Origin of the sequence: Mycobacterium sp., assembly GCF_032161845.1 — a bacterium.
In the GTDB taxonomy this organism is placed as follows: domain Bacteria; phylum Actinomycetota; class Actinomycetes; order Mycobacteriales; family Mycobacteriaceae; genus Mycobacterium.
Map to the genome: position 1 here is coordinate 15,530 of NZ_JAVRQA010000333.1, position 13,388 is coordinate 28,917.

General features: G+C 66.6%; 15 protein-coding genes. 2 read left to right on the plus strand and 13 right to left on the minus strand.

The window, feature by feature from the left end:
- Positions 1 to 8 precede the first annotated feature (8 nt).
- Positions 9 to 578: a PaaI family thioesterase gene (locus QOD90_RS18040; protein ID WP_526352142.1), complete on the plus strand. Its 570-nt coding sequence runs from the start codon at positions 9 to 11 to the stop codon at positions 576 to 578.
- A gap of 16 nt (positions 579 to 594) precedes the next feature.
- On the opposite strand, the gene QOD90_RS18045 is transcribed toward QOD90_RS18040, so the two are convergent.
- The 13 genes from QOD90_RS18045 to QOD90_RS18105 all read right to left on the minus strand — a co-directional run bounded on the left by QOD90_RS18045 (position 595) and on the right by QOD90_RS18105 (position 12,508).
- Positions 595 to 1,410 carry an acyl-CoA thioesterase domain-containing protein gene (locus QOD90_RS18045; protein ID WP_526352144.1) on the minus strand — a complete coding sequence of 272 codons (816 nt, stop codon included), beginning with the start codon at positions 1,408 to 1,410 and terminating at the stop codon, positions 595 to 597.
- Positions 1,411 to 1,414: 4 nt separating this feature from the next.
- Complete coding sequence (locus tag QOD90_RS18050; RefSeq protein ID WP_526352146.1) at positions 1,415 to 2,167, minus strand: alpha/beta fold hydrolase; 753 nt, start codon at positions 2,165 to 2,167, stop codon at positions 1,415 to 1,417.
- A 10-nt stretch (positions 2,168 to 2,177) separates the two neighbouring features.
- Positions 2,178 to 3,074 carry an LLM class F420-dependent oxidoreductase gene (locus tag QOD90_RS18055; RefSeq protein ID WP_526352166.1) on the minus strand — a complete coding sequence of 299 codons (897 nt, stop codon included), beginning with the start codon at positions 3,072 to 3,074 and terminating at the stop codon, positions 2,178 to 2,180.
- Between the two features lie 53 nt (positions 3,075 to 3,127).
- Positions 3,128 to 4,252: an acyl-CoA dehydrogenase family protein gene (locus QOD90_RS18060; RefSeq protein ID WP_526352168.1), complete on the minus strand. Its 1,125-nt coding sequence runs from the start codon at positions 4,250 to 4,252 to the stop codon at positions 3,128 to 3,130.
- 44 nt (positions 4,253 to 4,296) lie between these two features.
- Positions 4,297 to 4,887, minus strand: a complete 591-nt coding sequence (locus QOD90_RS18065) for a flavin reductase family protein (protein WP_526352148.1) — start codon at positions 4,885 to 4,887, stop codon at positions 4,297 to 4,299.
- A 27-nt stretch (positions 4,888 to 4,914) separates the two neighbouring features.
- The gene (locus QOD90_RS18070) at positions 4,915 to 6,405 is read right to left on the minus strand and encodes an aldehyde dehydrogenase (RefSeq protein WP_526352150.1); all 1,491 of its coding nucleotides are present in this window, start codon (positions 6,403 to 6,405) and stop codon (positions 4,915 to 4,917) included.
- Positions 6,406 to 6,484: 79 nt separating this feature from the next.
- Complete coding sequence (locus QOD90_RS18075) at positions 6,485 to 7,270, minus strand: enoyl-CoA hydratase/isomerase family protein (RefSeq protein WP_526352152.1); 786 nt, start codon at positions 7,268 to 7,270, stop codon at positions 6,485 to 6,487.
- Positions 7,267 to 8,841 (minus strand): class I adenylate-forming enzyme family protein, encoded by a 1,575-nt coding sequence (locus QOD90_RS18080; RefSeq protein ID WP_526352154.1) that lies wholly within the window; start codon positions 8,839 to 8,841, stop codon positions 7,267 to 7,269. The genes QOD90_RS18075 and QOD90_RS18080 overlap by 4 nt, the downstream gene beginning before the upstream one ends.
- Positions 8,842 to 8,855: 14 nt before the next feature.
- Positions 8,856 to 9,371, minus strand: coding sequence for an aromatic-ring-hydroxylating dioxygenase subunit beta (locus QOD90_RS18085; protein ID WP_526352156.1), 516 nt, complete (start codon positions 9,369 to 9,371; stop codon positions 8,856 to 8,858).
- Complete coding sequence (locus QOD90_RS18090) at positions 9,368 to 10,663, minus strand: aromatic ring-hydroxylating oxygenase subunit alpha (RefSeq protein ID WP_526352158.1); 1,296 nt, start codon at positions 10,661 to 10,663, stop codon at positions 9,368 to 9,370. Before QOD90_RS18090 ends, QOD90_RS18085 begins: the two co-directional genes overlap by 4 nt.
- A complete protein-coding gene (locus tag QOD90_RS18095; protein WP_526352160.1) occupies positions 10,660 to 11,100 on the minus strand; it encodes a Zn-ribbon domain-containing OB-fold protein in 441 nt (146 codons plus the stop codon). The genes QOD90_RS18090 and QOD90_RS18095 overlap by 4 nt, the downstream gene beginning before the upstream one ends.
- The gene (locus QOD90_RS18100) at positions 11,097 to 12,215 is read right to left on the minus strand and encodes a thiolase family protein (RefSeq protein WP_526352169.1); all 1,119 of its coding nucleotides are present in this window, start codon (positions 12,213 to 12,215) and stop codon (positions 11,097 to 11,099) included. The genes QOD90_RS18095 and QOD90_RS18100 overlap by 4 nt, the downstream gene beginning before the upstream one ends.
- A 32-nt stretch (positions 12,216 to 12,247) precedes the next feature.
- Positions 12,248 to 12,508, minus strand: a complete 261-nt coding sequence (locus QOD90_RS18105; protein ID WP_526352162.1) for a hypothetical protein — start codon at positions 12,506 to 12,508, stop codon at positions 12,248 to 12,250.
- A gap of 197 nt (positions 12,509 to 12,705) precedes the next feature.
- Here QOD90_RS18105 and QOD90_RS18110 point away from each other — a divergent pair.
- Positions 12,706 to 13,388 (plus strand): alpha/beta fold hydrolase (locus tag QOD90_RS18110; protein WP_526352164.1); only part of this gene is annotated, 683 nt, incomplete at its 3' end.

Consider the following 13,388-nt stretch of genomic DNA (forward strand, 5'->3'; position numbering starts at 1 on the left):
TCGGATCGATGTCGCAGCGCGGCGGTCAAGACTTCGCGGACCTCGTCGACCAATTCCGCCGAGTGCAAGATGGATTCGTCGGCGCCGTACTACCCACCGAGGTGGCGGCTGAAGTGTTCGGCCAACTTTCGGTCATCGCAGACACCCTGGCGGCCCATCAGGTGGACCCACTCGACGCCCCGTCCGGTGCCCGACTGGACCTCCCCGGCCGGGGACATCCCTTCCTACCGCCACACGTCGTCGACGAGTGGACCGATACCCACGTGCGAGCACACGTCACGTTTGCCCGATTTCACCTGGGCGGCAACGGAGCTGCCATGGGTGGCGCTCACGCGGTGCTGTTCAACGAGATCTTGGGCCGCCTGAGTGCGGGCGGAGGGCGGCCCCTGTCGCGGACGGCCTACATCCACGTCAACTATCGAAGCGTGACACCCATCGGCCGACGGCTCGAGCTCGACGCCACACTCGACCGCGTCGAGGGGCGCAAGCGGTTCGTCTCGGGGCGGCTGCTCTCTGGGACCGTCACCGTCGCCGACGCCGAGGGGCTGTTCGTCGAACTGCTCGCGGGTCAGCCCTAGCTCTAAGCCGCGTCGGTCAGGTCGACACCATCGAGGCCGGCGGCGCGAATCCGGGGTTCGCCAACGCCGTTGCCATACCGCTGCCGATCGGTCCCTTCTCGTCGAACAATGTGGCCGTGCCGGTAGCAACCCCGGCGTGACCGTAGTGCGTCATCGATGCCAAGCCGATGTAGACGCCCTCCGGCAAGCGGCTCAGAGTGATCGTGTAATCGGCGTTGATGAACTGCAGTCCCGCAGTGCCCCAGTGGGACAACGAACTGGTGACGTCTCCGGCCATGATGGCGCGAGTGAAGGGTGACAAGGGCTCATCGTCGACGAGTAACTTGGTCTCTCGCATCCACGCGAACTTCTGCCCGTCGTGTCGCCACTCCGTTACGCCGACACCCGGACTGCCGGCGACTGGGTCCCGACCGTATGAGTGCAGCAACATGGGCAGGTCGTCTGGCAACACGCGGGGTTCAGCCGGGACCGCGGGCATCGGCACGGGCGACGTCCAGACCGTGTCCGCGGCATGCTCGCTGCGGCGCAGGAACAATCCGCTGGCCCGTGCCACCATGACGTCGTTCTGAGTCATGACGGCGTCGACCAGGCGAAGTCGACGGCCGTCACGCACGACCGACGCATGCACCTGCAGGGGTTGTAGCGCCACGGGCCTGAGCAGGTCGACGGTCAGCCGGGCTGGCTGGAGGCCGACATCGTCGACTTCCTGCTCGACCGCTCGCGCGAGCAAGCCACCAATGTAGTTGCCGCTGAGCGACGGACCCCACGGTCCTCTTGCCAGTGACGTTGGCAGATAACCCTGTCCGTCTGCGATGAAGAACGACGTCGGCATCTCTTTAGGCCCCTTCGTCGAGCTGTCGCAGTCGGCACCGGTCGAGGAGGATCTGAGCCAATCGTTCCGGGTGGCTGAACATCACCTCGTGGCAGGCCTCGACGGGAATGACCTGTTGCACCCCGCCGAGTGCCGCCATGCTGGCGTGTTGCGACTTCTGCGACAGGGCCCGGTCCCTGGTGGTCAGGATCCAGGTGCGCGGCACGCCGTCGGGCATTTCGCTGCGGTCCACCCGTTCGCCGGGAATCCTGGGCGATTCGGCACACAACGTCGACATGGTCAGTCGTCGTTGCTCCCGAGTCATGCCGTTGCAGAACGCATAACGGGTCACCAAGCCGGGAATCTTCATCGGCCTGCGGCCCTTCGCGGCATACCGGGCGAACACCGCCAGCGGGCCACCGAGCGTGTCCACGATCGCCTGGCCGTGTGGCGGTACGAACGCGGCGGCGAGGATCATCTCCCGCACTCGCGATGCGCCCAGTTTGGTCACCACGCCGGGCACCGTCACCCCGGCCATCGAGTGGCCGACGATCACGACGTCGCCCAGACCCGCGGCGTCGATGTCGGCGACGACGGAATCCACCCACTCCCCGATGGTGGCGGTCGACAGGTCGCCGGGAGTTCCTGCGCGACCCGGCAGATCTACCGCGAGGACGCGCAGTTCCGGTGCCTCACGGCGCAATTCGGCGACGACCAGATCCCAGCAGTCACCGGCGTGCTCCCCGCCGTGGACGAGGACGAGATCGGGCAGTGTCATCGCATCGCCCTCAGCGGTGAACGAGCTGGGACGCCAGCACGTCGACGTCGGCGCGGAAGTCGGTGAAGCTCCGACTCGACGGTTCGATCGTGATCCACGTGACGCCGGCCTCGCCGTAGGCGTCCACCCGGGATCGTAGGGCAGCAGTGAATGGGCCACAGTCTCCGCTGGCGAGGAGGTCGGCCTCGAACGGGACGAAGGCAACGTCGGCAGGCTCCCTGCTCAACTCGGCCCGCCGTTCGTTGACCGCGCCGACCCAGTCGGCAAGCGTCTCGACGTCCTCGAGTGGACGGGCCCGGGTGATCGCAGCCATCTCCCCGGACGCGGCCATCGGCATCCAGCCGTCGGCCACCTCCACGACCCGGCGCTGGGCGGCCTTGCCGTTTCCGCCGATCCAGACCGGGGGACCGCCCATGGTCAGAGGCGGCGGCAGCGCGACGTGACCGCTCACGCCGAACGCCGGGCCGTCATGGTCGACACCCGCCCACGTCGCCTTCCATGCCGCGATGGCCTCGTCGAGCAGAGCGCCGCGTCCGTCGAAATCCGCTCCGAGCGCCTCGAACTCGGACTTTAGGTAGCCCGCCCCGGTGCCCAGCGTGAAGCGACCGCCGGATAGTAGATCGAAACTCGCGGCCGCCTTGGCCGTCAGGTAGGGGCTCCGATACCCAGAGACCAGGAGGTAGGTCATCAACCGGATGCGGGTCGTGGCGGCGGCGGCGAAGCTCAGCGAGACGAACGGGTCGAAGGCATGGTGGCCACCGGTGGCCAACCACTCCTTGTCCGGATACGGGTGCTCGGACATCGAGAACGCATCGAAACCGGCCTCTTCCACCAGTCGCGCGACGTCGCCGATACCGGCGCCCTCGCACCACCGGTTCCAGTGCTTGACCGCCCGCATCGGGAACATCAGGTTGTAGCGCACATGCCTCCTACTGAAACAGAAACTAGCTAACTGTATAACTATCTCAATAGTGCCCTGGCAATGACCTCGCGCTGAACCTCGGTGGCACCTTCGCCGAGTCGCTTGACCCGCAGATCACGGAACCAGCGTTCAAGTGGCAGCTCGGTCGACATGCCCAGCGCGCCGTGAATCTGGATACAGCGGTCGATCACCCGGTAGGCGGCCTCGGTGCCGTACATCTTGGCGACGGACGCGTCCACCCGCACGTTGCGGCCCAGATCCGCGTTCCACGCCGCCTGGTACATCAGGAGTCGCGCCGCCCGTAGATCCACCTCGCTGTCCACCAGCATCCACTGAATGCCCTGCTTGTCGGCGAGCTTGCCGCCGAACACGTCGCGGTCCCTGGTCCACTGGCAGGTCAGGTCCAGTGCGGTCTGTGCGATGCCGATGGGGCCTGCGGCATAGATGATCCGGCCGTGCACGAGGAAATCGCTGGCCAGCGAAAAGCCTTGTCCCTCTTCGCCGATCAACCGGTCCGCCGGTATCCGGACGTTGTCGAAGTTCACTTCGTAGGGCGCGAAGGAGGCCATCACGGGGATGCGGCTGAACGTGACGCCCGGGGAGCCCTTCTCCAGGATGAAGGCCGAGATGCCCTGTCGGCCTTCGCCGGTGCGGGCGTAAACCACGCCCCAGTCGGCGTCCGGGGCGTGGGAGATCCACATCTTGGATCCGTTGAGTACGTAGTCGCCGTTGCCTGAACCGTCGCGCACTGCCTTGAGCTTGATCGCCCGCGCCGGATCCGACCCACCGGATGCCTCGGTGATCGCGGTGTACGCCTTGGACATGGTGCCGTCGACGATCGGCTTGGCGTACTTGTCGAACTGCTCGGGCGACGCCTTGAACATGATGTTGGGAGGATTGCCGCCGAACGCACCGAGGGCCGGAAAGAAGGCTCCCATGCGGCATTTCGCGGCTTCCTCAGCGACCACTACCTGGCCGAGGACGCCGAGCCCGGCGCCGCCGTACTCCTCAGGAGTCTGCAGCGACCACAGTCCGAGCTTGCGGGCCTCGGCCTGCAGCTCGACGAGTCGTTCGCGGGGTAGTCCGACGGAGTCATGGTCCAACTTCTCCTCGATCGGATGCACGTGGGCATCCATGAATCGCCGCACGGTGTCGCGCAGCATCACCAGCTCGTCCGGCAGCTCCCACGCGCCGGGCTGTCGAGTGCTCACACCGATTGCGCGGCAGCCGCCCGCAGGTCGCGAGCGCTCTGCAGCTGCGGTTCGTGATTCGCCTCGTACTGCTCGATCCAGTCGTGCGGCAACTTGCCCCACGCCTCGCCGATGCGCAGCCGCTGTTCGGAACTGAATACCTCGGCAGCGACGACGTCGCCGACGAAGATGGTGTTCTCGTCGTTGTCCAGCGAGCCCGTAATCCGACACTCGACGTAGCTGTGGGCGTCGAGAAGGATTGGCGCGCCAGTGATGCCGGGCTTCGTGCGCAGCTGAGAGATCTTGTCGCCGTCGCGACCCGAGCTACCACCGAGGGTCATCAGGATGTCCATCGACGCGTCGACCTCATCGGGTCCCGCCGAAAGCATGTGCATGACGAAGACGCCGGAGCTGAGCAGCATGTCGTGCGTCTTGTTGTACTTGGTCAGGCTGACGGTCGCGCGGGGCAGCTCCGGCACGATGCTCGCCGAGCCGGCCGACAGCGAGATCAGGCCGTTGACGACGTCTCCGTCGATGGTGGTCACCGCCACCGGGAACGGGCGCAGACCGGCCAGCACCTTGTCTGCTGCCGCTAGATCGATCGTCATTCGGTTCTCCTTCTGGTGATGGGGTGTCTAACCGAGCGTGAACGGGTCGCGGGTCTCGCCGGACAGCTCCACCCACACCGCCTTGGTCTCGGTGAAGTCCTTCACGGCGTCGATGCCGTTCTCGCGGCCGATGCCGCTGTAGCCGATACCGCCGAACGGGACGTGTGGCGACACCACGCGATAGGCGTTGACCCAGACGGTGCCTGCCCGCAACTGGGCGGCTACCCGGTGGGCGCGATGCACGTCCTTGGTCCACACCGAGGCGGCCAACCCGAACTCGGTGGAGTTCGCGGCGGCGACGGCCTCGTCCTCGTCGGCGAAGGTCATCACCGCGAGCACGGGTCCGAAGACCTCCTCGGCAACGGCCCGCATCGAGGGATCGACCCCGGTCAGCACGGTCGGTTTCACGAAGAATCCGCCGAGATCGCCGTCCGGCTCGCCGCCATAGGCGACCGTCGCCCCCTCTTCGCGAGCAGACGCGAAGTGGGACAGCACCTTTTCGTACTGTGGCTGATTGGAGACCGGGCCCATCTCGGTCGCCGGGTCCTTCGGATCCCCGAGCTTGATGGTGGCGGCGCGCGCCACGATGCGCTCGACCAGCGCGTCGGCGACGCTCTCGTGGACGAGCAGCCTGGACCCCGCAAGGCAGGTCTGACCGGTGGCGGCGAACACCCCGGCGATGACACCGTTGGCGGCCGCGTCGAGATCGGCGTCGGGGAACACCACCTGCGCCGACTTACCCCCGAGTTCGAGGGTGAAGCGGGTCATGTTCTCGATCGCGGCCTTGCCGACGTGGATGCCGGTCGCCGTCGACCCGGTGAACGCGATCTTGTCGACCCCGGGATGGGATGCGAGCGCGGCGCCGGTCTCCGGACCCCAGCCGGTGACGACGTTGACCACGCCCGGGGGAAAACCTGCCTCGGCGAACAGCTTTGCGAACGCCAGCGTCGACGTCGGCGTGTGGTCGCTGGGCTTGATGACGAACGTGCACCCCGCCGCCAGGCCGGCCGCGAGCTTCCAGGTCAGGAGCAGCAGCGGCGAGTTCCACGGGGTGATCGCACCGACGACACCGACCGGCTCGTGCCGGGTGTAGACGAAGTAGTTGGGCTTGTCGATGGGCACGACGTCGCCCTGCAGCTTGTCGGCGAGGCCGCCGTAGTAGAAGTAGTAGTCCGGCAGTGCCTTCATTTGGCCGACCATCTCGCGGGTCAGCTTGCCGCCGTCGCGGACCTCGAGCTCGGCCAGGTTCTGGGCCTCGCGGGCGATGACCTCGCCTAGTCGCCACAGCAGCTTGCCGCGGGCGGTCGGGGTGAGTGCCCCCCACGGCCCGTTGAGCGCTGCCCGTGCGGCGGCCACGGCGCGGTCCACGTCGGCCGCGCCACCGTTGGGCACGCGCGCCCAGGGTTGTCCGGTGAACGGATCGGTGCTGTCGTACGTGTCTCCACTTGCGGCAGAGGCGGATTCGCCGTCGATCAAGAGTTCGAATTCGACCAGCTGGTCCGTGGCGGTGTCAGTCATTGCCCTCTCCTCCGTTCGGTGAGCAGACGTAAAAGGCCCTTAAAGGGGGTGTTTCAGGGCCTTTTGCGTCTGCTCGCGCTCATCTTGTTCGCGGCGGTTTCTTGTTGGCGCGAGAGTCGGTGCGGCCCGCGCCGGCATTGCCCAGGTCGGTGTAGAACTTGCCGTGTCGCGCCGCGGTGCTGGGCGTCAGGTCGCGCGCTTCCCACATCGCGCGGACCGTGCCCTGGACGCCCAACGGGCGGCGTGCGGCGATCTCGGTCGCCAATTCGACTGCCCGCAAGCGCAACTGCTCGTCGGGGACGACCTCGGTGACGAGGCCGATCCGCAACGCGGTCTGCGCACTCATCCGCTCCTCGCTGCCCAGCAGCGCCCAGCGCATCACTTCGCCGTACGGCACGCCGAGTGCCAGCATGCCCATCGGTTCGAGAGCCGAGACGATGCCCGCGTTGACGTGCGGATCGAAGAAGGTCGCCGTCTCGCTGCAGATGGCGAAGTCACACTCGTTGACGAAGTACATCGCCCCACCGGCCACGATGCCGTGCAGCGCCGCGATCACCGGTTTCCACACCCGGTGTGCCTTCGGGCCGAGCAGCCCGCCGGGGTCCTCCTGGTCGAAGATCGACTTGTGCGTCCACCAGGTGCCTTCGGACACGTCGATCCCGGTGCAGAACGCCCGGTCGCCGTTGGCTTGCAACACGGCGACATGGATGTCGTCGTCGTCGCGGACACGGGCCCAGGCCGATGTGAGATCGTCGGCCATCTGCTCGGTGAAGCTGTTCAATCGCTCGGGGCGGTTGAGTGCCACGGTGGCGACGTGGTCGGCCACGTGGAATTCGATGGTGCTCAGGTCGGTCGTGTCGGTCACGGGCGCTCCTCGGTCGATCCGGTGGATACGCGCATCTTCGCATCCACGTCGTTGACTTGGTTCACCTGGTTAGCGATCTCGCGCTTGAGGATCTTGCCGGCCGGGCCAAGCGGAAACTCGCGCCAGTACACGAAACGGCGTGGCTGCTTGTAGCCGGCCAACTCCGCACGGCACAGCGAGGTCAATTCAGCTGTCAGGGCGGCCTGGTCGTCGACGTGAGACTTGGGAATGACCACCGCTACCGGTGTCTCACCCCACTCCGGGTCCGGTACGCCCACCACCGCCACCATGTCCACGCCGACGTTGCCGGCGATGACTCGCTCGATTTCGGCGGGATAGACGTTGAACCCGCCGGAGATGATGAGGTCGGTCCGGCGACCGGTGATGTGCAGGTAATTGTCCTCGTCCAGATAGCCGAGGTCGCCGCTGCGCAGACCGTCGGCTCGGAACGCCTCGGCGGTCTGCTCCGGCAGGTTCCAGTAACCGATCGAGTTGGCGGGGCTGACGATCACGATTTCGCCGATCTCTCCAACCGGCGCGTCGCTCCCATCGTTCAAGACGACACGGATCGCGCACATCGGCGTCTCCTTGCCGCACGACGTCCCGATCGACGTCCGGCCCGCGACGATGTCGCGATGGTCCTGCGGGGTGAGAATGGTTGCCTGTCCGCCACATTCGGTGAGGCCGTAGCGCTGTTGCAGGTCGCAGCCGAGCAGGTCCATCGCCTTGCGGGCCAGGCCGGGCGGCACGGGTGCCGAGCCGTAGGAGATCCGTCGCAGGCTCGACATGTCCCGCGGTGGGCCGTCTTCGAGGATGGCCAGCGTCCGGTGCAGCATCGTCGGGATGAACGTGGTGAAGGTGATGCCGGTGCGTTCGATCTCGTCGATCACCGCCTGCGGGTCGAAGCGCTGGTGGATCACCATGGTTTGACCGAGGTACAGCCACGACACTGTGCGGACCATGCCGCCCGCCGTGAAGAACGGCGTGGTAGCCAGCATGACGTCCGACCGGCTGGCCTCGGTGACCAGGTTGGTGTCCGCGGCCTGGTAGAGCAGGGCGCGGTGGGTGTGCATCACGCCCTTCGCGCGGCCGGTGGTCCCGCTGGTGTAGAGAATCACCGCGACGTCATCGGGTGCGACGTCGATGTGCTGCGGCGCGAGCTCTGCTGCCGCCAAGGCAGATTCGTAGTCTGGACCGATGGTCAACACCAATGGCAGGTCGGTCAGTTCACCGAGGAACCTGTCCACGTGATCGGCGTGGATGAGGACGGCGCGTGCACCGCAGTCGTCGCGGACGTGGGCCACCTCGTCGGGGGCCAGTCGGATGTTGACCGGAACCGCGATCAACCCTGCCTTGGCCAGACCGAACGAGATCTCCGGCCATTCGATGCAGTTGCGGGCGATCACCATCACGCGGTCGCCGGGCGTCAGCCCCCGTCCGGACAGGAAGCCGGCCAGCCGCCGGGCCCGCTCGTCGACCTGGGACCAGGTGAGCTCGCGGTCGGCGTCGAGGAGTGCGCGCTTGTCCGGATAGCGGCGCGCGTTGTTGGTGGCGATGTCTCCGATGAGCACGAGTCAGAACCGCCCTAGATCAGAAAAGCTAGAGTGTCGACCGGACCGCCTGCGTCGATCAGGTTTACGATCTTGCGGACCAACCATGGACCGTCCGGCGTTCTGCGAACGGTGTGGGTCACCCGGCCCGCCCAAGAGCGTTGCCGCAGGCGGTATTCGAATACTGCGAAGTTGGACTCGACCGTGACGATATCGCCATCTTCGTCGACCACCTCGCTGTTGGACAGGACGCGGCGCATCACCGACGGTGGGGTCTGCGAGTGCCGGTTGCCGGTGTTGAGCTGAGCCACCCGGCTCTTGATCCGCCGCCGGTTGTCGTTGATGTAGGCCAGCGTGGTCCGAGGGTCGTCGTCGGGATGCATGGGAACGCGGTAGACGACCGAGTCGTCGTCATTGGCCCACAGGGCCTCCCACTCCGAGTAGCGGCCCTCGTCGGCCAGTCGCGCCTCGAGATAGAGGAAGGACAGAATCTCCGCGTCCGGCAGCGGTCGCAGGATCGGGCGGGTCTTCGGCTCGGCATTCACGGTCATGCCCGTGCCCTTCCGCCGACGACGGTCGCCCACTGCGAGTAGAAACCGCGCTGCGGTGTCTCGGCACTCTTGTCCCGGTTGATGATTCCGGTCGTGTCGGCCACGTCGCTTTCGACACCGCGGGCAAGCATCAGCCACTCCGGCAGTTCGGCGGCAAGGCCCGCCTGGTTGCGCATCCCGATCTCGCCGTCATCGGCGATGAGGAACCCAGCCGGACCCATCGCCCCCTCGGAGCGGCGCAGGGTGCGCTCGTTCAGGGCGTCCTGACCGGGGATGAGGACCGCCGTGGTGTAGGCGATGGTGCGGTCGGGCGCCTGTGGTTCGACGAACATCACGTTCATCTCGGCGAGGAACAGGTTGGGCCAGATCAGCGTATGTGGCGGACCCACCACCAGGGCGTCGTGCGCCTGCTGGGGTCCGTAGGCGGTTTCGAGGTCGTCGACGTAGCCGCCGAGCTTGGCCCGGGGGGTCCGGCCGAACCAGACGAATTCCTCGTCGAGCTTGCGATATTCGTCCGTGTAGTCGATCTCCGAGTGCCCATCACCGAGATCGCGGACCAGCACGTCGACCTTGGTTGGGACATGGGATACCTTCGCGGGCTTGATCGCATCGTAGACCGAGGCGTGGGTGAAGAGCGCGTGGTAGCCGTCGACGTTGTTCTCCACCACCATCTTCCAGTTGGCGTGGTGCAGGTGCTTCATCCAGTTGGCGCGCAGATCGATCTTGCGGGTGGGGGACAGGTTGAGCAGTCGGTCGATGGCCCCGGTGGCCTTGCCGAGGTGCTCCCGAAGCGAGATGCCGTCGGGCGCCAGCGACGCGAAGACGAATCCACCGTAGCTATCCACCCGGGGCGCCTCGGCAAGACCCAGCTCGGAGCGTACGGCGTTGAACGCGTCGCCATAGCCTTCGCGCATCGGAACACCCTGCAGCGCACCGGTGTTGCTGAACGTCCAGCCGTGATACGGGCACCGGAACGAGTTGGCGTTCCCCTGCTCGGCGTTGCACAGCTTGTTGGCGCGGTGCGTGCAACGGTTCAGGACCACGCGGACGACGTCGTCCTTGCCCCGTACCACCACCACCGGGTCGTGGCCGATCACCCGGGTGAGGTAGTCGCCTCGCTCGCTCACCTCGCTGTCGTGCGCGACGTACACCCAGCCCGTCTTGAAGATCGTGTCCATCTCGCGGCGGAAGATCTCGCCCGAGGTGTACACCGACCCGTGCACACGGTCGCTGCGGATCACGCCTTCGACGTCGAAGTCATCGGGAGCAGTAGCTGTTTCGAGAGTCGTCACTCGTCCTCCAAGGAATCGATGGCTGGTATCAGGACGCCGCCGAGGTGGCGGAAGCCAATGTGTACCGAAGCGCCGATGGGCGGTGCGGTATCAGCGGGGTGCACGGTCGTCATGACCATGCGGTGTCCGCTCGTGAGTTCGACGTCGACGATGGGGTAGGGCGACGGGGCGTGCACCAGCCCGGGCTCGCGCCGGTGCATCAGGGTCGCGGCGTGCACCACTCCCTGGAGATCGACGGTGCGCCACTCACGTTCGGATCCGGAGCATCGGTCGCAGACCTCTTGGTCGAACTCGAGCGGTTGGGCGCACCCCGTGCAGAACGGGAGTGCAAGCTCGTGGCGCGTCGCCGCTTCATACAGCGGCGCCAGGGGATCGCCGTCGACCGTGGGTGCCACGACCGGATCGAGCAGCCAGTCGTCGAGCGCAGTGGCAGTCACGCGACACGCTCCAACACCAGTGCTGCGTGGTGGTCCAGTCGTCCGCCGATGCCGCCGACGAGGGCCACGGTAGCCGCGGGGACCTGGCGTTCTCCTCCGGCGCCGCGCAATTGAATGACTGCCTCGGCCAGCGGCGTCATGCCCTGAAGGTAGAAGCCGGACAGCTGACCACCGCCGGTGTTGGTGGGTAGCGTGCCGCCGGGACCGGTGTGTCCCTCGCTCACGAACGCGCCGACCGGAACTTGACCGGTGAGCCGGTATTCGTCGAGCAGCACCAGCGTCACGATCGAGAACGGGTCGTAGAGTTCGGCAACGTGAAGGTTCGAGCGCGTCATCCCCGCTTGACCGAGTGCGTCGTCCACGGCGCGGCCACCGCCGCCGAACCACGACTCGGCACCCGCGCGGCGACGTCGCACCGGATGCTCACGTCCGGTACCGCGCACGCGGAGTCGCGTAGAACCGGCTGACGCCCGGCCGGTGAGAATCACGGCCACTGCGCCGTTCACCGGTCGAGCGCAGTCGAGCAGTCGCAGTGGTTCGGCGATCATCGGGCTGGCGTCGTAAGCGGCCTCGTCGAGCGGTTCACGGTTGACCGCGTCCGGATTGCCGCTCGCCCAACTCCGAGCGGTGGTGGCCACCGCGCGCAGTGCCTCAGTCGCGGTACCGGTGACGTGCAGCCATCTCTGGGCCAGGAGCGCGTATGTCGGCACCGACCCGAGCAGGCCGGAAGCGCGTTCCAGTCCCCGCACGCCGACGTTGCCACCGCTCTGCGCATAGGTGGAGCCCGCGCCCCGGCCTGCCACCAGGGGCGCGTCGGCGAACACGCACATCACGGTCGTCGCCTCACCGGTGGCGATCGCGTGACGCGCCCGCTGAATCATGGCGATCGTGGTGGCGCCCTTGATCTCGACGTGCTCCAGAAGCCGTAGATCCGAGAACCCACCCTGGGCGGCGAAGCCGACACCCAGCCGGTCCGGACGGATGCCCTGCGACGAGCCGACGAGGAGTCCGTCGACTTCGTCGCGTCCGAGTCCGGCGTCGGTTAGTGCGGCGCTGCTCGCCTCGGCGGCCAGTTCGAGCGGCGTGGCACCGGGTTGCAGCGACATCGGGGTCATCCCCAGTCCGACCAGGTCGACGTCGGAAGCGGTCACGGCTGCTCCCTTCCCCGACGTTCGCCCTGTCCTCGTTCACCCCGGTAGTTGCCCACCCGAAGCCATTCCTCACGGTCCTCCGGGGTGGCCAGCGTGAAGCTGGCCAACTCCAGCGGACACAGGAAGACCTGCTCGCCGCCCTCGAGATCTTCGACGAGCAGACGGGGTCCGTTGCCGTTGACGTCCAACGACACCCGCACGGCCGCGAACTCGTTGACCAGTTCGGCCAGCACGCGCCGTCCAGCCGGAGTGTTCACCTGCCCAGTTTTACCGCATACGAGTGTCAGAATCAATGCAATCACGCGGATCGCCGGTCGACCGCATTGATGCCTAGCGGGTGACGCGAGCCTTTCTCTACATGCGAACATGTCGGTGTGCGACCATAGACGGACGCGCAGGCCGACGACGGCGTAAAGTTGACACCGTTGTCAGAAGTAAGGATTGAGAAGGCGAGATGAGTCAAGCTCAGGCACCGCAGGACGAGGCAGTGGACATCACCCGGGTGGACACCGAGGACTACCGCAGCATCTGGATGTATCTGAAGGAGCTCGAGTTCCGGCAGGGCTTCGTCGACGTCACGGTCAACGGAGCAGTCGTGCGCACGCGCTACGCCGAGGCCGGCAGTCCGGATAGACCGCACGTGATTCTCTTGCACGGCACCGGCGGTCACTGGGAGACGTTCGCCCCCAACCTCGCCGCGTTGTCGGAAGACTTCCACTGCGTGGCCATCGACATGGTCGGCAACGGGTTCTCCGACAAGCCGGACTATGACTACGAGATCGCCATCTACGTCGAGCACGTACTCGGCGTGATGGACCACTTCGGCATGAGCTCGGCCAACTTCGTCGCGATGTCACTCGGCGCCTTCGTGGCGTCCGCGATGGCCGTCGGCCATCCCGACCGTGTGGACAAGATGATCCTGATGTCTCCGGCGGGCCGGGAGTCGTCGGCGTCGAACATGGCCCGCATCCGGGCGGAGCGCACCAAGGCCGTGAACGAACCGACATGGGATTCGTTGCACGCCGTATTCGCCCACTTGATCGCCGACGAGGGCAACCGGTTGCCCGATCTGATCGGTCTGCGCCAGGCGGTCTACCGACGCGAGGACACCCGCAGCACCATCGACCGGTTGCTCAT

Coding starts and splice junctions, on each gene's coding strand:
- QOD90_RS18040 (WP_526352142.1), top strand. CDS start 9: ATGTCGCAGCGCGGCGGTCAAGACTTCGCGGACCTCGTCGACCAATTC.
- QOD90_RS18050 (WP_526352146.1), bottom strand. CDS start 2,167: ATGACACTGCCCGATCTCGTCCTCGTCCACGGCGGGGAGCACGCCGGT.
- QOD90_RS18060 (WP_526352168.1), bottom strand. CDS start 4,252: ATGCTGCGCGACACCGTGCGGCGATTCATGGATGCCCACGTGCATCCG.
- QOD90_RS18055 (WP_526352166.1), bottom strand. CDS start 3,074: ATGTTCCCGATGCGGGCGGTCAAGCACTGGAACCGGTGGTGCGAGGGC.
- QOD90_RS18065 (WP_526352148.1), bottom strand. CDS start 4,887: ATGACGATCGATCTAGCGGCAGCAGACAAGGTGCTGGCCGGTCTGCGC.
- QOD90_RS18045 (WP_526352144.1), bottom strand. CDS start 1,410: ATGCCGACGTCGTTCTTCATCGCAGACGGACAGGGTTATCTGCCAACG.
- QOD90_RS18085 (WP_526352156.1), bottom strand. CDS start 9,371: ATGACCGTGAATGCCGAGCCGAAGACCCGCCCGATCCTGCGACCGCTG.
- QOD90_RS18100 (WP_526352169.1), bottom strand. CDS start 12,215: ATGACCCCGATGTCGCTGCAACCCGGTGCCACGCCGCTCGAACTGGCC.
- QOD90_RS18070 (WP_526352150.1), bottom strand. CDS start 6,405: ATGACTGACACCGCCACGGACCAGCTGGTCGAATTCGAACTCTTGATC.